Annotated in this window: 12 protein-coding genes; all 12 read left to right on the forward strand. The window is 33.3% G+C overall.

What is annotated here, in order from left to right; translation table 11 throughout:
- Nucleotides 1–30 precede the first annotated feature (30 nt).
- The 12 genes from E0Y80_RS12820 to E0Y80_RS20635 are packed head-to-tail and all read left to right on the forward strand — an operon-like array spanning nucleotide 31 to nucleotide 20,901.
- Nucleotides 31–957 carry a hypothetical protein gene (locus tag E0Y80_RS12820; protein WP_156308074.1) on the forward strand — a complete coding sequence of 309 codons (927 nt, stop codon included), beginning with the start codon at nucleotides 31–33 and terminating at the stop codon, nucleotides 955–957.
- A 20-nt stretch (nucleotides 958–977) separates the two neighbouring features.
- Entirely contained in the window at nucleotides 978–1,442 is a 465-nt protein-coding gene (locus E0Y80_RS12825) for a phage tail protein (protein WP_093096915.1), read from the forward strand.
- 9 nt (nucleotides 1,443–1,451) lie between these two features.
- Nucleotides 1,452–1,910 carry a phage tail protein gene (locus E0Y80_RS12830; protein WP_156308075.1) on the forward strand — a complete coding sequence of 153 codons (459 nt, stop codon included), beginning with the start codon at nucleotides 1,452–1,454 and terminating at the stop codon, nucleotides 1,908–1,910.
- 2 nt (nucleotides 1,911–1,912) lie between these two features.
- Nucleotides 1,913–2,086 carry a DUF5908 family protein gene (locus E0Y80_RS20630; protein WP_197091591.1) on the forward strand — a complete coding sequence of 58 codons (174 nt, stop codon included), beginning with the start codon at nucleotides 1,913–1,915 and terminating at the stop codon, nucleotides 2,084–2,086.
- A complete protein-coding gene (locus tag E0Y80_RS12835; RefSeq protein WP_156308076.1) occupies nucleotides 2,076–2,798 on the forward strand; it encodes a CIS tube protein in 723 nt (240 codons plus the stop codon). Before E0Y80_RS20630 ends, E0Y80_RS12835 begins: the two co-directional genes overlap by 11 nt.
- The gene (gene vgrG, locus E0Y80_RS12840) at nucleotides 2,798–4,573 is read left to right on the forward strand and encodes a type VI secretion system tip protein VgrG (protein ID WP_156308077.1); all 1,776 of its coding nucleotides are present in this window, start codon (nucleotides 2,798–2,800) and stop codon (nucleotides 4,571–4,573) included. Before E0Y80_RS12835 ends, vgrG begins: the two co-directional genes overlap by 1 nt.
- 17 nt (nucleotides 4,574–4,590) lie before the next feature.
- Complete coding sequence (locus E0Y80_RS12845; protein ID WP_156308078.1) at nucleotides 4,591–4,884, forward strand: PAAR domain-containing protein; 294 nt, start codon at nucleotides 4,591–4,593, stop codon at nucleotides 4,882–4,884.
- 15 nt (nucleotides 4,885–4,899) lie between these two features.
- Nucleotides 4,900–5,325, forward strand: a complete 426-nt coding sequence (locus E0Y80_RS12850; RefSeq protein ID WP_156308079.1) for a GPW/gp25 family protein — start codon at nucleotides 4,900–4,902, stop codon at nucleotides 5,323–5,325.
- A gap of 27 nt (nucleotides 5,326–5,352) precedes the next feature.
- Nucleotides 5,353–9,825, forward strand: coding sequence for a baseplate J/gp47 family protein (locus E0Y80_RS12855; protein ID WP_156308080.1), 4,473 nt, complete (start codon nucleotides 5,353–5,355; stop codon nucleotides 9,823–9,825).
- A 15-nt stretch (nucleotides 9,826–9,840) separates the two neighbouring features.
- Complete coding sequence (locus tag E0Y80_RS12860; RefSeq protein ID WP_156308081.1) at nucleotides 9,841–16,233, forward strand: hypothetical protein; 6,393 nt, start codon at nucleotides 9,841–9,843, stop codon at nucleotides 16,231–16,233.
- A gap of 1 nt (nucleotide 16,234) precedes the next feature.
- Nucleotides 16,235–17,554, forward strand: a complete 1,320-nt coding sequence (locus E0Y80_RS12865) for a contractile injection system tape measure protein (RefSeq protein WP_156308082.1) — start codon at nucleotides 16,235–16,237, stop codon at nucleotides 17,552–17,554.
- A 32-nt stretch (nucleotides 17,555–17,586) separates the two neighbouring features.
- Complete coding sequence (locus E0Y80_RS20635) at nucleotides 17,587–20,901, forward strand: eCIS core domain-containing protein (RefSeq protein WP_197091592.1); 3,315 nt, start codon at nucleotides 17,587–17,589, stop codon at nucleotides 20,899–20,901.
- Nucleotides 20,902–20,912: the final 11 nt, after the last annotated feature.

Here is a 20,912-nt window from a genome sequence, read left to right on the forward strand (position 1 = left end):
CTCAATGGTTGAATATTAAAACTTACTATTATGTTAAGCTATAATGAAATAAGCAATTCTGATAGAGATATTTTTGATTGTTGCGATCAGAAACCTAATAATAATGAACCTATTGGAGACTGCTGCTATGAGACATGGACGGGAGATTTGGTTCAAGTAACTGCTGATTGGAAAGCTGCAAATGCTTATGCAATGAATAAGGAATTAGAATACAATCTCACTGTTGAAGAACGTGACAGACTGAAAGCCTGGTATGCAGACTGGGAAGCTACTGATGAAAATGCTGATGCTCTTTGTAGGCAATTAGAGCTATTTGTCCTCCTTCTTCAAAAGGTTTGTACTGTAACCGATAAAACCAATAAAGCAATAGAAATCCTCTTTTGCATGTTGGAAGACCTGTACATCCGTGTGGATAAGCTCAAAACCCAATACGACAAATTGATGGCCTGCATCAATTGCTTAAAACGTCCTGAACTGGCTTCGGGGGTAGGAATTATGAAATTCCTCGAAGATTATGGTCAAAAACTGGATGCTGTTATTCTTACTCGAGATATTATAGTCCCTCAAGTTATTTCAGCATTGGAAATTGCAATTGGTATACATACAAACATCTGTGATCAATATGGATTGAAAGAAACCATCCGCTATTGGAAGGGCAAATTCAATTGTAATCAATCAACAACAGATCAAAGTACAGCATCCTTTTCAGATTCTAAAATTCAAAACAGTAATGCTTCAAATGAATGCTGCTGTATTGAACCTCGTATTAGTTTGCCAATCGATGCAGATGAATATTATCGACAATTGGAAAATGACTATTTAAATACGAAACAAAAAGTCGATCAATTGAAAAAAGATTTAGATCAGGCAAAAGAAAAAAGGGACGCTTTATTAGCATGTAAACAAAGTCTTGAAAATGCTATTAATGAAGTGAATCCTGCAAATAAGTGTAAATAACCATTATAATATCATTTGTTATGTCAAACGATCCTAAAAAAAACTATCCACTACCTAAATTTCATTTTCAATTGGATTGGGGTGGAACTAGAATTGGTTTTACAGAAGTTAGTGGGCTTGATTTTGAAACTGAAGTTATTGAATATCGTGAAGGTAGCAGTCCCACTTATAATAAAACTAAACAGCCTGGGTTAACCAAATATCCTAATGTTACCTTAAAACGTGGTACGTTCTTCGGTGATTTTGAGTATTTCGAACAATGGAAAAAAACCATGATGTTCCAGGAAGGAAAGGAAAAATTCCGACGCGATGTCACCATTAGACTATTGGATGAAGAACATCAACCCATTATTTCTTGGACTCTCTCTAGAGCATGGCCTTCAAAGGTACAGTCAACAAACCTGAAAGCGGATGCTAATGAAGTCGCAATTGAAACGATGGAGCTTGTCCATGAAGGTCTTTCAATCGTAGAAGCTAAAAAATAATATAAAACCATGGCAGATGCTCTTTATCAAACCGTAAACTTTCATTTTTCAGTCAACTTTAACTTGAAGGGAAATAAATCGATTGATATAAAATTTCAATCTGTCAATGGTTTGGATGCAACTATAGATAGTGAAACCATTAAGGAAGGTGGGGAAAATAGATTTGAACACGTTGTTCCTTCTAGACATAAATATGGCCCACTGGTACTTAAAAGAGGTTTAATTGCGCCCGGGGACTCAGCTGTTACCGACTGGCTTAAAAAAGCTTTTGATGATCAAGAATATGAAACCCTAGATACCGTGGTGATTAATTTACTTGATGAACAACATCAATCATTGATGAATTGGAAAATCAATAATGTATGGCCAAGAAGCTGGAAACTATCCGAACTCAATGCCGGTAGGGCAGAAGTTTTGATTGAAACTCTTGAATTGAATTTTAACCGATTAATTTTTCAAAAATCATAATCATGCCAGTTGAAGTCAGAGAATTGATAATAAAAGCAACCATTGTCCAAGAATTAGGCTCAACGCCAAATTCTGCTGCTTCTAGCCAAAACAATGGAATTAATGCTTCCGAAGAAATTGTAAAAGTGTGTGTTGATAAAGTCTTAGAAATCTTAAAAGAAAAAAATGAGCGCTAATTATAGTTCTGGAAAATTGGAAAAACTGTTGATTTATTCTTTCACCGATAGACAGTTTCAAGTTAAGGATGCCGAACAAAAAAACAAACCAGCATTCGTAGCTCCTATTAATCCTGAGTCTTTCTCTAAGAACTATAAGATTGAACATGACGTACAAAGACCTCATGGAACTGGTTCTGCTGAAGTAAAGTTTAAATCTACAGCACCTGAAGAATTAAAGCTAGATTTTATTCTTGATGGTACTGGAACCATGGAAGGTTACTGGGAGGAATACAAAAGTAAACCCGTCAATGAACAATTAAAAATATTTATGGACTGCGCTTATAATTATAAAGGCGATATCCATAGACCAAACTTTTTACTCATTATTTGGGGATCTGAAATTAGGTTCCGATGTGTTCTGGCAAATTTAGATGTCAATTACACCTTATTTAAACCTGATGGAACTCCTTTAAGAGCTAGGTTAACGGCCTCTTTTCTCGATTATCAATCTCGTGAACAAAGAATGGCTGAAGATAATCCTTCATCACCCGATTTGACCCACCATAGGGTAATAAAACAAGGTGATCGACTCGATTTAATGACCTTCTCGATTTATAACGACTCCAAATATTTTATGCAAGTCGCTAAATATAATGGACTAACCTCCATAAAAAAATTGAAACCTGGCAATGAAATCTATTTTCCGCCTTTTGATAAAAATGAAAACTAATGGAAGAACTAATCATACCTAATCCTTCACAACATGATGTTGTATCCTATAATATCTTATTGGATGGTACTGATATGGATGCATCCTATGAGATCTTAAGTATTTCTATTGATAAAGAAATTAATAGAATACCGACTGCTAAAATTCTAATTAAAGACGGTGACGCCTCATTGGCGCAATTTGAAATTAGTAACAAAAATGATTTTATCCCCGGTAAAGAAATTATCATAAAAATTGGCTTTGATAGCACTAATAAACAAGCATTCAAAGGAATTATTACCAAACATCAGGTTCGGGTTAAGGAAAATGGAAATACCCAATTGATGATTGAATGCAAAGATTATGCAATGAGAATGACTTTAGGAAGGCAAAGTAAATATTTTTTAGAAACTAAGGATAGTGATGTTATCGATACTATAATTTCAAATTATGAGAATTTAACTGCTGATGTTGAAGAGACTCAACTTAGGCATAATGAACTCATTCAACATCATGTAACGGATTGGGATTATGTCATTCTCCGTGCTGAATCTAATGGAATGTTGGTCAACGTCAATGATGGCGATATTTCTGTGAAAAAACCCGATACTTCAACGGATCCAGTTCTTCAAATTACGTATGGATCTTCCATTTTGGAATTTGAAGCCGAAATGGATGCAAGAAGCCAGTGGACAAAAGTTCAGGCTAGTTCTTGGGATTATAAAAATCAGGCATTATTTACTGCTGAAATTGATGAAGCGAATTCTTTTTCCCAAGCTGGAAATGTTTCTGGAGCCACCTTAGGTGCTTCAAATAAGTTAGACCAATACCAGCTTCATCATAGTGGCCATCTATTGGAACAGGAATTACAGTCATGGGTGGATGGAACAATGATGCGAAGTCGATTGGCAAAAATTAGAGGTAGAGCACGTTTTACAGGATTCTCTGATATAAAACCTGGAGATATGGTGAAAATTGCCGGAATTGGAGAACGATTTAATGGCAACTCATTCGTTACAGCTGTTAGGCAAGATGTTGGTGATGGAACATGGTATACGAATATTCAGTTTGGGCTGAGTCCTGAACAATATTCATCTGTACATCCTGATTTGAATGAGTCACCTTCCGCTGGACTGTTAGGTGCTATTAAAGGTCTGCAAATTGCAAAAGTCCTCCAGCTTGAAAATGATCCTGAGGGGGAAGACCGGATCCTCGTTAAGATCCCTGTTATTGATAACAGCTCAAATGGTACTTGGGTTAGGATTGCATGCCTAGATGCAGGAAAAGATAGAGGCTCATTTTTCAGACCGGAAATTGACGATGAAGTGATTGTTGGTTTTATCAATAATGACCCAAGACATGCCATTATGCTCGGTATGTTGAATAGTAGTGCTAAGCCGGCACCGTTAAGTGCTACCGATGCAAATGACGAAAAGGGATTTTTTACCCGTAGTAATATGAGAGTGCATTTTAATGATGCAAAGAAAATTATAACTATTGATACCCCAGCTGGAAATAGTATTGTCTTGGATGAAGACGGTTCTAAAATCGAAATTAAAGATCAAAATGCTAATAAAATAACAATGGATAGTTCTGGTATTAAACTGGATAGTCCAAGAGATGTGGAAATAAAAGCTGGATTAAATTTAAAGATTAGTGCCGGATCAGCTATAGAAATTACCGGTAATTCTATGAAAGTAAATGGGACAGCTAGTATTAATTTAGAATCTGCAATCACCAAAATTTCATCATTTGGTGTGACGGAAATCAGCGGTTCATTAGTCAAGATAAATTAATTAAAATCTAAAAGATTATGCCTTCAGCAGCAAGAATAAGCGATATGCATATTTGTCCTATGATAAATCCTGGACCCGTCCCACATGTTGGTGGACCTATATTAGGACCAGGGGCACCAACTGTATTGGTTGGTGGAATGCCTGCTGCTGTTGTTGGAGACTTACTGCTTTGTACTGGACCTCCTGATTCTATCGTACAAGGATCAATGTCCGTAATGATTGCTGGAAAACCTGCAGCCAGACAAGGTGATTTAACAGCGCACGGTGGCTCAATTTCGATGGGGCTGCCAACCGTTCAGATTGGAGGTTAAAATAATTTAGAAATCATGGATAATACATTCAATTCATTTTTAGGTACAGGATGGGCTTTCCCACCAGAGTTCAATATCATTTCAAATGAAGTAGAAATGGTTTCTGGGCTGGAAGATATCGAGCAAAGTCTAAATATCCTCCTCTCAACTTCATTGGGTGAAAGGGTCATGCAACCTCAATTCGGATGTGATTTAACGGATTACGTCTTTGAAACAATGAATAGTTCAGTAATTGGGTATCTAAAAGATAGAGTAGGTAATTCAATTCTTTTTTATGAACCCAGAATTCGAGTGGAAATGATTGATATTACGCCAACTGGTTCCTTTGATCTTATTGAAGGTCGTTTTACAATCAGCGTTCAATATACTATCCCAGGAACGAATTCAAGATTCAATTATGTGTATGATTATTATTTGAATGAAGCATTGAAATCTATTTAGCAATAGCATTACCAAAAATCACTAGCCATGAAATGTAAAGAGCTCATACATCCTTTTCAAAACGATTCTGGAGTTAGCCAACGTCAGCGGATGATGGATGACCTATTGAATAGCTCAGCTTTGATTGATGCTAGGAATTTAGCAGATATGTTAGATTATTTTCAAAAATTAGCTAAACATATCAATTATTATGATTCTGATCTTAATGTTTCAAACTGGCAACCGTTTTTTCAAAATAGCCTGCCTTTTACAATTGCTGCGATCATAAAATTTGACCAGCGAAAAATCAATGATAAATTGCAAAAATATTTGCATCTATTCGATAAAAACCCATCTAAAGCTAGCCTGCAGTTATTGGTCAACTTTGTTTATTACGCTATTATAAAACCAATTCTTGGCTGGAACATTAAATTAAAAAACTCTGAATTACCAATATCACTATTCTTAGCAAAGCTTATAAAAGATAACTTATCCGACTCTCTGAAATTGTTCATTCTCGAACTTAATACGGCAGTAAAATGGTTTCAAATTAAAACCTTGAACTTTTCGGATTTCTTAAATGATGAGGACTGGAACTTAGATATTACAGACTTATATAGCATAAAATCTGATGACGCATTTTACGCTTCTGGGCTGAATGATCGGGATCGAATTATTTACACAAAAAACCAGATAAAAATCTTTTCGGATTCTTTTTTAGACAATATTGATGCTATTTCTAAAATAGCAGAGAATAGCTTAGAACTTAGTTTTGAACCCTTAACAGATGAATTTAAAGAAAAAGTAAGTCCACATTTAGCTTTGTTATTTACTTTCCTTAAACTGTTTAAATATGTTCAAAATGACTTAAATACTTTTACTAAAAAACATATTGATTTTTTCTATAAAGAAGTCTTGTTTTTAAAACCTAAAGATGCCTTCCCTGATAAAGTACATGTCGTTTTTGAAATTCAAAATCAAATCCAGAAATATTTGTTGAAGGAAGGTATTTTAGTTAAAGATGCTAAGGATGCAAATAAAAGGGAAATACTCTTTTCTTTAGATGATCAAATCGTCGTTAATAAAACCAAAATTGCAGAAGTAAAAACCTTATTTCTAAATAATGAGATTCATGGGAAATCCACATATCTCAAAGGACTTCATATTGCAAATAAAGCAAATATGGCTGACGGTGTGGATAAACCATTTAAGGATATTTCTAACCCCAGTTGGTCTACGCTAGGTGCCGAACTTAGTAAATACAAAGATCCGGAACATAAATTCACTAAACCCTTTCCGCATGCAAGGATTGGATTCGTATTGGCTTCCGAAGTCCTACTATTAAAAGAAGCTGAGCGAAATATCGAAATCAATGTAGTCTGTGAAATCAATAATTTTTGCACGGAATCTCTAATTATCAATGATTTATTCGATCAGTTTAAACAAATCTTGAATCAAGAGTTTTATCCAATTAATCGTGATTTAATCTCTCTGGCCTATAAAAATGGTATAAGTAAAGAATTAGGAGCAAAATTAGAATCAAAATTGTCCAAAGTTATTCCTAATGAAAATATGATAAGCTGTTCCGGTGAAATTAGAGAAGAAATATTTGAAACCATTCTTACTAATGAGGAATTTAAAGAATGGAACCTAACTGACCCCGAAAAGTTATCTTTCTTAGCTATTTTTAAACCTATTAAAGCAATAAATATTGCTTTTAGCGGTGAAAAAGATTGGATAATTCCAGATAACAATCCTACCATTAGTATTTCCGAATTGTATAATGGAAATAAATTTAAAATGACTATTAGCGTTGAATTATCTGAAGAGAAGGAATCAATAACCTATTATGATGATGAAATTTTAAAAGAGGGATTTCATACGAAATTTCCACTCTTAAAAGTAGAATTCGATGACAGGATAAAACTAGACGTAAATATTTCAAAAAATGAAGATTCCTTCTTCTGTAAAAAAGAATCTAAGGAATATCTTCAACAAGTTTCAACCTATCAATTTTTTAGAAACGTAAGATTTTCTAGCTATTTTAATGCAGCCACTTATAAAACCGAATCTACCAATATTAAAGTGAAAGTCTGTGGATTGAAGAATCTTATCGTTCAGAATTCCGAAAGCCTTCAGAATGTAAATGGTCCAATTTACCCTTTTGGAACAAGACCAGAAATCATTGACTTTGATATAAAAAATCAGCCTAAACTTAATGTTGATACTGATATTAATTTAATTGGCCCTGATTTTTATATTGGTAGCCAAGAGGTATTTTCAAAAAAATGGGATGACATTACAGTCAATTTAAATTGGAAAGATAAACCCACCAATTTTCGAGATTACTATAAAGGATATTTACAGAATGAAGATGGTTTCGGTCTTGACGAAAATAAATTCTTTATCAATCTTTCCATCCTTGAAAATGGAAAATGGAAAGGTGAAAATAATCATTCAAGCCCAAATACCAGTTCAGTAAATATACTGGGAAAAGTATATAATAACCGCCGGTTATTTGAATCAAACGGTAATTCAGAATGCAATCATAAAAATCCTTATGAACAGACTATAAAATTAAATAAATCGCACTTTACACTCAATCAGAAATTTATTCATTCTGATGAAAATCTTGAAAAATATGAAGTGAACTCAACTCATGGATTTTTAAAGATTAATCTGCAGTTTCAAGATTTCTGCCATAAAGTCTATTCTTATGTATTGGCAAGGCAAATGATGGCATTAGGAAAACTCCCCGACAGTAAATTGGAGGATGCTATTTATTATGATGCCAGCGGAAATTTAGTAGTTTTCAGGTCCAAAAACATTATTGATGATATCAATAATGCTAAAAATATATCCCTTCGGGTTAATCAAGATGTAAATGCTTCGCCTGATGGAATCAAAGCTAGAATGGGAAATATTGGTAATACATCAATTAATGTATCCAATGCAAATAGAATCAGAAGAATTGTGCTACCTTATGATCCTTTAAATCCCAGCACATTAAACAACCTCGCTAATGATGCTTCAAATTTAAATAACACTTTAAATACTGTCTATTCTTTATTAGATAATAATGTCAAGTATCAAGCGGTAATTCCCAATGAACCTTGGACTCCTATCATAAAAAATTTATGTTTAGATTATTCCGCCACTGCTGAAATAAAGGATGTTGAAATCATTCATCTTTATCCTTATCCACAAACTTTTAAAAAAGAGGAACTAAATCATAATCCATCCATGTTGCCAACTTTTTGCGATGAAGGTAATCTTTTCATTGCCCTTCAGGAAATGGAACCTGGTACTAATGTCAATATCCTCTTTCAAATGGCAGAAGCAACTTCTGACTCCGAATCTCTTAGAGAACCCGTTAATTGGTATTATCTAGAAAATAATAGTTGGAAAAATATGCGAACTGGATTTGAAGTATTGGATGATGATACCCATGGATTAACAACTTCAGGTATCATTAAATTTGCTATTCCCGGTAGCATCACAAAAGACAATACCATTTTGCCTAATGGAATGTATTGGTTAAAAGCAAGTATCCCTAAAAATAGTAAGTCTGTAAGTGAAATTATTGGAATCCATACTCAAGCTATTAAAGCAACTTTTACCAATGAAATATTAAATGATAAGCTTAGATTAAATACACCATTGCCTGCAGGTTCTATTTCAAAACTTAAGGAATCAGATTCTTATATCAAAAAAGTTGATCAACCTTATGAATCATTTAATGGAAGAATTCCTGAATCCCAAGGTCATTTTTATATCCGTGTAAGTGAGCTACTTAAACATAAAAATAGGGCAATCCAAAAATTTGATTATGAAAGGTTAACATTAGAGGCTTTTCCTCAATTATATAAGGTAAAATGTATAAATCATAGCTTCGCATTAGATGCTCATCAATATATCAATGATTTCCCAATGGCTCCAGGTTATATCATTTTGGCCGTAATTCCTGATTTAAATATCTTGAAAGCTTCCGAAGTTTTTGAACCAAGAGTGCCAGTGAGTTTATTGGAAAATATCCAAAAATTTATCAAAGAAAGATGTTCTCCTTTTGTCCGTTTGAGAGTCATGAATCCTAGATATGAAGGAGTTAATATATGTATTAAAGTAAAACTTCATCCAGGTAAAGATGAACAATTCTATAAGGATAAATTAAAACAAGATCTCAGAGAGTTCTTGGCTCCTTGGGCAGTCGGTAAATTTGATAAATTATCTTTCGGACAGTGTATATATCAATCTGATATCGTTGGATTTATTGAATCTAGAGATTATATCAATTATATCATTGACCTCAGGATGCAACATGAAGATGATGAGCAAAATATTATAACAAACTCACAAAAAGTAGTCTGTCCAATAACTCCGCGCTCAATATTGATAGCCTCGAACATAGATGTTCTTATTGAACAGCAGGATTGTGAACGATGGGAATCTCCTAAAATACAGATACCATGTTCTAATGTCCCAATTCCAATAGAGAATTATTGTAAAAATTATAAAGTGTAGGTAGAATGAATAGTCATGAAAACCGAAAGAGACCATATTAAAGCTATTAGCAAGGTAAATCCTAATTTCCCTTCATATCTTGATTTTCAAAAATTAAGGACGGATGGTATTGCTTATCTTGGAAAACTCTCTGGAAAAATTTGGACGGACCATAATATTCATGATCCTGGAATAACAATTCTAGAAATTCTTTGTTATGCATTATTGGATTTAGGATATCGTACAAATCTGCCAGAATTGGATTTGCTATCCAAAGACCCAAACGATAACAGCAAAGAAAATAATTTCTTTACGGCGGCTCAAATTCTAAGCTGTAATCCACTTAATTTAATGGATTACCGTAAACTCCTAATTGATATCGAAGGAGTGAAAAATGCTTGGATTGAGATCGCATCCGACCAACTTGATTTCTGTTCAGATAGGTCAGAATTTAATATACAAGCATCTCAAAATTTAGCCTGTAACCAATTTTTGAATGGATTATATCATGTATTTATAGAACCCGAAAAGGATATCAATTCTGATTTTCCTAATGAAAACCTTGCTTCTGAATATTTTGACGAATTGACAAAGTCTATCCGAAATAGGCTGATGACTCACAGAAATTTTTGTGAAGATTTTGTGGATATCACCTATTTATGTAAAATAGATGTAGGTATTTGTGCCGATATCGAATTGAATACCGATGCCAATATTGATAAAATTTATACCGAAATAATTCAAGGATTAAGAGATTTTATTTCTCCTAGTCCAAAATTCTATACCCTTCAGCAATTATTGGATAAAGACAGAACCATTGAAGAAATTTTTTCAGGTAGACCTTATAATCTCGCAGAAAGTCATGGATTCATTGATTCTGATGAACTGGAACAAATTAATCTCAGAAAAGAAATCCATCTATCAGATTTATATCAAATAATATTAAATGTTGAAGGTGTTAAATCTGTAAATAATTTATTAATAAAAAATTGTCAGGCAGGATTTTTCGATAGTTCAACCGTTTGGAAATTTAAATTACCAAAAAATTATACAGCTAATTTTTCATTAGCATGTACCCAAATTAAATTTTCAAAAAATGATATTCCGATACAATTCGATGCAAAGAAATTTGAAGGATTGTTCCATATACAATTCGCCAATTCTGGTAAAGTGTTGTTTCAAAGCCCTTCCGAATATTTAGATCGAAGCATTCCTCAAGGTAACTATTATCAAGATTTGGATGAATACTACCTTTTACAAGATGATTTTCCAAGAGTATATGGAATTGCTGATGGTGGACTTTCTGATGATGCTACTAAGCTTAGAAAAGCTCAGGCACTACAACTTAAAGGATATTTGCTATTCTTTGATCAAGTCCTTGCAGGGTATTTATCTCAATTAAAAAACATTAGAACACTATTCGCAATGAATAGTGCAACGGATCCAAATTTTAAAAGAACTTATTTTCTAAATAAGTTAGTTGATAAACCTGAACTATCTAAATTGCTTCGTTTTGCAGTAGGTGATGAATATTCAACTAACCTTGGTGAAACAGGAAATATCTTGGTAAGATCGGTTAGTTACCCAGATTTATTGGATTTAATCGAATTGAATAAATCCAGTAATGTGAATCCAGATCATTTAATCCAATATTATTCTCCTAATCTAAATAAGCTAAATGTTGTTATAAATCAATTTAAAGAAGATTTTATAAGTTCTAATTATCAAATAGGGCTATTAAATGCTGATTCTCAGGAAATTCATTATTATATCATTGGGACATCTACGGATTTTGCTTTATTAAGTAAGATAGGTTTTCCCTCAGTTTCTGCCGCCTCTCTACATGCTAATTCTGTAGTTTATGTTGGTTCTTTCGAGGAGAATTACAGTAGCTTTATTGTGGATGAGAATAATGTCTCCTTTAACCTTGAGTTGAACATTTCATCATTTAAATCCTATTTATCAAAAATTATTGAAGATGAAGATTTATATAGTGAAAGAAGAAATGGTTTCCTTGACCATTTATTGTCACGTTTTGCTGAAAAATTTACAGATCATATAATTGATCAATTTAATTACGATTCAAGAATTGACTATTCTAAACGCCTAATTTCCGCTAAAGAAGATTTCCTATCAAACTACGACTCCATTAGTGAAAACCGCGGAAAAGCCTATGATTATTTGCAGAATAATTTGAATAATAGCAATATTTCTGGCTTTGAAAATGAAGCGAAATACCTGGCAGGAATTGAAAACAAAGAAATCCATAGTTTATGCAATTTTATTGTGGAACCTTTAGATGATTATTATTTAGTTGAGTTAAAGATTGATGGTGAACCCTATTTTTCATTGAATGAAAGATTTGACTCAGAAGCTGAAGCCGAAGAAGTAGCCCAGGTAGTTTATGAATCCATATCAAATCCAGAAAAATTAACAACCAAGTATATTCCACATAATAAATCATATGCCGTAGAACTACATTATAATGAAAGTAAGTCTGTATCCTTTTATAAGCAATATCCTACATCGCAAGATGCTGATGCTGTAAGGCTGGGATTGAACAGAATGTTCAGTAAAGAATTTAAAGATGAAATTCATATCAGTAGTTATGAATATCAAGCTCAATTAGTAGATGAGCTCGGAGAAATTATTCGCAAATCTACTCAAAACTATCCTGAGGATAAGGCCGCTTTGGAGCATGCTGAAAAAACAATTTCAAAAATCAACGATCCTTCTGAATGGACCTCAGATTCAAATAATAACAAGAAAATTTCACAGCTTATTTTTACATCTTCTGATGACGATGTTAAAAGATATTTGGATATTAAGGCTTTTAAGATTAATGTCAATAACAATATTGTAGGAAAACCTGAACAATTTACTTACGATATTCTCGATAGCCTAAATACCTTTAAGTTTTACGCTGTTCATGATTTTTCATCCAATAAATTAGCAAAGGAAAATGCAACTTTAGTGCTTATCCTCGCAACTAATCCTGATAATTATCTAATAAAACGGGATTCTTTAGATTCAGCGTATAAGCTCCATATTCTCAATAAAGATCAAGTTGAAGCAACTTGTTATTCAGAATTTAATACTGAAATGGATGCCCTTGAAATGCAAAATAAAATCATTTCAACGCTAATTAAATTTGAATATAAATTGATAGCTGAGAAATTTCCAAAAGGATGGAAGTTTGATTATTATTTGGGGTATGAACCCAATTCAAATTTTAAATTCTCCAGTACGAAAGAATATTTAAGCGAGCAAGATGCCGTAAAAGCATCCCAAGTATTCCAATCTGCTATCCCAACTTTAAAAGTTGGAAATAGTAAAAACGGACTAATATTAACCCAGCAGAATAAAAATAGCAAACTGCCTTCAGTAAATCTTCCCCCTGAATCTAATTCATCTGAGGATTTGCTTTTGAATGCATTATCTGCCCAAAAGAATATTTTACAATATTCTAAAACATCGAAAACCCAAAACTTTAAAACTGCAGTTCGCAAAGAAGAAAATGAAAATACTGCACGATTTATATATAAACTGGTAGATAAAGATCGAGTTTTGGCCTCCTTTCAACAGAATTTTGAGAATAAAACCGATGCGGAATACGGAAAACGAAAGGTTGCAAAGTTATTTCGTAGAAAATTAAAACATCTCCAAATTTGTTTAGGGGGATCTATTATTAAAGAAGTAATTATTGGAAAAGGCAAAACCAAGAAATTTCGTTATCAATTAAAAGCTCATAATCTATATTATAAAAATACGGAACCAAAAAATCAGGAAATTGTATTGTTTGAATCTATGAATCTATATGATTCCCAAGATCTAGCTTTGCATGCATTTGAGGAAAATTACTTCAATATCCTCAAATTAGCAGCTCAACTAAATAGCTATGGCAATTCAATATCTTTTGATGAAAACCAATCCAATAATAATCTAGCAGTTGTCTATATTCCAATAGCGACACAGTTAGAATTAGAATCTTACGGAGATGGTCCTGTTCAAGAATTATTGATTGAATGGGTGAACTCCTATCCAATCAAGGAAAAGGATGGGGTCTTTTACTTCTCTACTTTCAATAATTCAAAAAACCCTGAAATATGGCAGAGCATGAAAACATATTCAAATCCTGCCGAGGCAATGCAAGAATTTAACTTCTTCTTGATGCTACTTAAATATTCAGGAAACTTATTTGTTGATTGTGATCTAGAAAATAATGGTTATAAAATTTATATCAGAGAAGTTTTAGCAGAAAGCACCGAAAGATATTCGAATGAAGAAGCGGCTTGGGGAGAAAACGGCGTGGAAAATTTTATTTGTGCCATTCAATCAAATCTTGGTTTTCATAAATATCAAATTAAAGATTCCTGTTGCCATTCTTTTTATCTGAATTGTGGTCCAGACCTCATAAATCATCCTTGTAAATATGATACCGCTAAAAAACGGAATCAAGTGATGTTAGATTTGTATAATCAATTTAAATTATGGATCGAAAATAAAGCATTTACCTCTGAAATTTTAAATAATAACCTTATTCTCAAAGATGAAAAAGGTCAAGAATTTGCTATAAAAACTATTGAAAGTACGGATAATCAAGAACCCTGTAATATGTTTTTTGATATTCTTGAAGAACTTTCAAATCATGATAATTTCTATGATTACCATGAGGAGTTAATTGTTCTTAAAAATAAGAATGGTCAAATCATACTTAGTTCCTACAATAAAGGTTGGTCTATCGATTCCTTTAAGAAGCAAGTAGAGTTGTTTTTATGTTATTTCCCGGTGAAAAGAACAAGGCTGAATAACAGCGATTTATATCAATATGATATTGAAATTAAATTACCTGGATTCAATAGTTGTAATAAAGTTATTGCGAATCCTTGTTCCTGTAATGAAAATCCAATAGCTCAGGATGAGACTTGTTTTGTGGCTTGGAAATCATCTTGCAGCTACCAAACATGTGAGGAGGCAATACGAATGTATGCGATTGCTATCCAGATATTAAATGATTTCAATAATTATAATCCAGAAATAGATTGTGAATGTAATAGCTTCGGAATTTCCTTGAATTTTGACTTTAAATCAAGCAATGAACGGTATACCTATTATAATAATCAAGATAATATAAAATATGCTGGTAGACCAATTGCAAAAAATCCACAATGTTACGATTCGTCGCAAGAATTATGCGCCGCAATCGAACGTACCATTGGATTAAGTAATTCGGAAGGTCTACATGCCATTGAACATATCTTATTACGCCCTAGATGTGAAGAGGATTGTCTATCAAGGAAAAATTACCAATGTTATGGTAATATGCGAGAAAATCAATTAGTATGGGATGAAATGAATGAAGACCCTTGCTCCGAAGCAATGGATGTTTGCTTTATTCCTGAATCAGATCCTTATTCTTTTATTTCAACAGTGGTATTACCCGCCTGGCCAAAACGCTTCCGGACAGAATCCGGAAGGCTTTTAATGGAAGATATTCTTTATAATATTGCCCCTGCTCATGTTATGCTGAGAATTCTATGGTTAGCACCTCATGATTTTTGTTGCTTTGAAAATAAATATAAACAATGGAGAAGGTATCTTGCAAAGATAAATACCTGTCTAAACGATTTCTCAATAGATGATTTCTTAAACTTTTTATTTTATCGAAATTTTAAAAATCTCGATGAATGTCATTCCTGCCTTCCTTGTCAAAATGATGTTATTATTGAAAATCCTTGTATTCGTAGAGGTCAGGATATTTCTCAAGTTAAAAGCATTGAATTTGTTGACCAGGTAAATGAAACTTTCTGTTGGAATATTTCTGATCCTTTAGAATACTATTTTATCAATTGTAATAATGACCAGAATGAGAATAATTATATCTTAAAAAGGAAGGAAGAAAATAAAACGATCGTAAAAAATGAAGAAGTCTCTAAAGAATTAGTTTCATCACCTTTAGTGAAAAAACGCAATAATCCTAAAGAATATAATTTGTTGATTGAAAAAAGAATTCTTTCCTACCGCAATACTGTTGATTTAATTGCTGAAAAATTTAATAAGAATGGTACTGTACTAAGTGTCCAAAAATACTTGAGAGATTCTAATGCCGTATTTAACGAATTGGAAACTTTGGTTAATAAAGTTATTGAAAATAAAAAAACTTCATCCAAAAACGTTGCTGTATTAAATCAACCGCAACGGAAACGAATAATCGAATCAATCATATGCTTTGCATTGGATCATCTCAATTTTAAAAAGAAAAACAAATCGGATCTATCCATATTAAATCCTGTATTTGAAAAATTAAGGAAATCCAAAATTGATGTGGCCGCAATTTATAACCATTGGGATGGAACTGAATTGAAAAAATATCAACCTTCCATGGATGTATTAGAAATAAAAAATCTCCTTTTGGGAATTAATAAATAAAATGGAACATCTTATAAGAAAACAGCTTATTGACATCCAATTAAATTCAGGGATGGATAGTTTTAGCATTCAGCAAAAACTAAGTGAACAATATTGGCGTTTTCTTATCCCTTTGATGGAAGAGGTGTTTGATCAACTCCAACCAATTGATGAGGCAATCTTAATAGACTCCTTAAGCATCAACTTAGGGACCATTGAACTAAAAGATTTAGATAGAATAAATCAGAACGAAAATCTGATTTTGAATATTAAAAATCAGATTCAATCTCAAGTAAACAATGATGAATTTTTAAATAAAAATATTACGAGGAAGTCGATAAGCATTAAAGATTTTGATCAATGGATATTTTATGTGAAAAATGGGTTTTTTGATTGGAATGTAAACACATTAAATACAGACTGGTATAATCATGTATTAGAAGCTTTAGCAACAGATACGGACTTATTGGAAGTTTTTATTGAAGAAATTAAAACTAACCCTAATTCATTATTAAGATTGATTCGGCAGCATGAAATACAATTTTTATCAAAACTGACAAAAATCTTAGCTCCTGATTTTATTGAAGAAATCTCCTCGATAGAGAAAGAATATAACTATAATAATCAATTATTTAAGTTGAATTCAATAGAATTTAATAGAGGCTTCGAAATATTTTGGAAAGAAATGTTTCAAACCTGTATTGTAATTAGACATGAAAATATAAGAAAGGAATCCTATAATCCATTCGATCATATAAGTTTTGATGTGCAAGAAAGTTCTTCTAATGAAATAATTGAACCCGAATACTCAACAGCTGATTTTAAGGAGACTCCGTTTACTGATTCTCTGTTTGTAGATTATGTAGGGATTATTTTATTACATCCTTTTTTACATTCACTATTTAAGAAACTGGATTTAATCCATGACCAAACCTTTATAAATCTGATATCAAGAGAAAAAGCGATATATGTCCTATACTACCTGCTTACTGGAAAATTAAATCCTAAAGAATTTGAACTAGTAGTACCAAAAATAATATGTGGATATCCTATTAAAGCCGCTATCTCTACTGACATCATGTTGTCAGTAGCGGATAGGGCTGAGGCTGACACAATGTTGGAGGCTGTAATTGCTAACTGGGATATTTTGAAAAACACCTCCATAGATGGGCTACGTGAAGGTTTTCTTATTAGACGTGGAAAGATAGATTGGGTAGATGATAAGATAAAAATCCTAGTCGAAAAAGGGCCTATTGATATGTTATTGGACTATCTTCCTTGGTCATTGAATATAATTAAACTTCCTTGGCTTAAACAGTTAATCCAAGTTGATTGGAGATAATAATGGAATTGTAAACCCTTAAGATAAATAAAATGAAAGCTGCTGAAATTAAACCAGTGGCACAAAATGCCAAAACTGCCGCTCCTTTTTTCAATAAGGGGCAAGATGCTGTTTTGCAAAAAGATCATCAATCGGCATCAAATTTTTTTAATAAAGGGGATGGCAATTCATTTTTCATTCAAACTAAATTAAATTTAGGTAGGTCGAATGATGCCTTTGAACAGGAAGCTGATTTTATGGCTGACCGGGTGCTGCAGAAACAAAGTGCTGCTCATATTAATCCTGTTGTACCAATGGTTCAACGGAAATGTAAATGCTGTGAAGAGGATGAAAAGAAAATACAAAGGAAAATATCATTTTCTGGTGCTAAAGTAAATGTAAATTCAATTCAAAGTACCCTCATGCGTACAAAAGGACAGGGTAAAACCTTACCGGCGCAAACACAAATGGAAATGTCCCGCTCTTTTAATGCAGATTTTTCAAATGTCCGAATTCATGACCATTCTGATGCCGTACAAATGAATAATTCTATAAATGCCCAGGCATTTACGCACAAAAATGATATCTATTTTAATCAGGGCAAATTTGATCCTGAGAGTAGACAAGGAAAACATTTACTAGCCCACGAACTAACGCATGTAATCCAGCAAGGGGCCGTAAAACAAGAACCCAATGCACTAACTAATAATACAGAGAAAGATAAACCTGCTGCTTCCAACCAAAAGACGGATAACAATCCTATTTCTAACGCAAATAATCGATTGAATCCTGAAACTGACGGAAATCAAAATCCTTCTAAACTAGAAAATGCAGAAAACAGATCAAATCTGGAAACATCGAATGCCGGTAAAGAAACAGACGCTCCTGCAAAGAATCAAAATCAAGGCGCAATTGCAACAATTGAAGATTCAAACGGCTCTAATCAAAACAATGATCATACAGAAAATAAAAATAATCTAGAGCAAGAAACTCCTGAATCAAATACAAAAAATGCTTCTCCGGTAGGAGGAATAGCAAAAAATCAAACAAACCCCCAAACCCTTGACCAAAAAATTAGAACTGCTCGTGAAGGATATTTGAAAAGAATTGCTCTGCAGGAATTGAACAAATTTGATTCCAGTGTCGATAAATCAAAAATGATGATAGAACAGATCGCAGCATTGAGATTGCTTCAAGTTCATCAATATTTTAAAAACATAAGAACAAATGTTAGAAATTTCTTCCTGCTAAGGATTAACGCAATCATGAGGAAGATCCTTGAAAAACAGATGCAGCTTATTTTATTGACAAACACATACGCTAATTTAATAACCCAACATGCCAACATGATTACCCAGCAGGGAATTGCAATGACTGCTGCATTTTTTGCTAGAATAAATTCACTGGTTCTAGCTGCAAGTTCTTTCATCTCGAATTTGTTGAATGGAATCAAAAATCAAATCTTAAACCTGATCAATTCAATCCCTCTTCCCGATATTACTGGCGTAGAATATTTACGTAATCTGATTCATTCTGGAGTAACCAGGGTTTCAAATACCGTTCAAGGAGGATTGTCTGTAATTACGGGAGTAATTCAACAAGTTATTGTAGTGGCGCAAACTTTCATAATCCGAATTATAAATGGAATCAATAATGCCGTAAATGCTATTCTAAATAAAGTCTTTCAATTCCTTTTTAGAATACAAACTAAATTTATAAGGATTGTCTTGACGATTGGTAATAAGATCATCCGTAAAATCAATGGTTTGCTGAATAATTATATATTCCCAACATTGGCTAGAGGGGAAGCCCTATTGATCAGTCAAATTCTTACTCTTAAACGAAGAAGAATTCAAGAAATTAAAGCAAATAGATTACAATATCTAGGTTTGCTTGGAAGGGTAGTTATTCCTAATCAGAGAAATAGAAGGAATAGGCGATCGAGGTCAATCGGCTTATTGAGAAATGCACTATTTATTAAAGAAGCTACAGAGCTATTAATCTATAGGAATAGGGAAATTGTAATGAACTTCTTTTTAGAAACAAATTCAATTTTCAATCTTTTAATTGCAAGGCTTCAACTTATTATTGAACGAATACATGAAGCTATTCAAAGAGCAGTTCAGGAATTTATTACTTCCATTAGCAATTTAATAAACAGCATCATTACCGCAGTTGTAGGTTTTATTATGGATGCAATTATGGCTTTCGTAAGATTGATTGTTTCTATAGTTCGACATATTGTAAGTATAATTACGAAGATCGTTTCGTTAATAGCAAATATCCAACGTGTAGTAATCAATATATTTTCTGATATTGCAAGCAGTGTTGGACAGTCTATTCGTTCAGCAATTTCAAACTTTGTTTCTTTTGGTTCAACACCACCTGTTATAAATTTTGCGGGACCAGCACTTGCTCCTGCACTTGCTCCAGTACTTGTTGAAGTAACTCCGATTGTTATTGAAATTGTTATAGTGGAGATAGAGATTGTGACCGCAACAGCTATAGTTGCTGAAACTGCAGTAGTTTCTGAAGCAGCGGTTGGGGCAGGGCTGGCAGCTTGGGAGATTGTCCTTATTGTAGTTTTGGTCATTGTGATTTTAATAATAATTGCCCTGATTGCTTATTTCTTATATCTATTGCTTAAGGAATTATTGAAACCATCCCCATTGCCAATTCCTGCACCATTGCCAATTCCTGTTCCCGAACCTGTGCCGGACCCAGAACCTGATCCAGACCCTGATCCCGATCCTATACCGGTTCCAGTTCCAATTCCAGTGCCTGTACCAGATCCTGATACTGATGAACCGGACTGTCCAGACGATGAAGTTCTTATGCCCTCAGCACCAACTGGTTTTTCTAGAAGGGATCCAATTCCTATTACCTGGTATAAACCTATTTCTAGCTATCCAGATCCAATTGTCGTAGGTGAGAACACCTATTTTATGGGAGAAAGATCAAGATTGCCTTTTGGTGAACCAATCGGAGTAAGTCGTAGTTTCTTTCCTTTTGTTGGAAAAATTATGCAATTACGTTTTGAAGAGGACCGAGGTAATGAAGCCGCATTTAGAGCAGTATTGGAAAGGCATGGATTTGATTGGGATGATTTTAATGGACAAGCATTTTCTCCTGACCATGTTCAGGATGTTATGTGGTCCGGTCCGGATCGTTTTGAAAACCTTTGGCCTTTGGAAAGAGTGTTTAATAGAGAAGCTGGAAGAGTGCAAAATCAACATCAACGTATTACGTTTAGACCGCGGAGGGAAAGCCCTTGTGCTGTCGTATTAATGACAATACAAACAGCTAGAGGCAGATATTGGATGGATGATAGATTTTATATTATTACGGATATTATCCCCGTATTTTAAAATTGAAAATT

The organism is Sphingobacterium endophyticum, from assembly GCF_009733535.1.
Taxonomy (GTDB): Bacteria; Bacteroidota; Bacteroidia; order Sphingobacteriales; family Sphingobacteriaceae; genus Sphingobacterium; species Sphingobacterium endophyticum.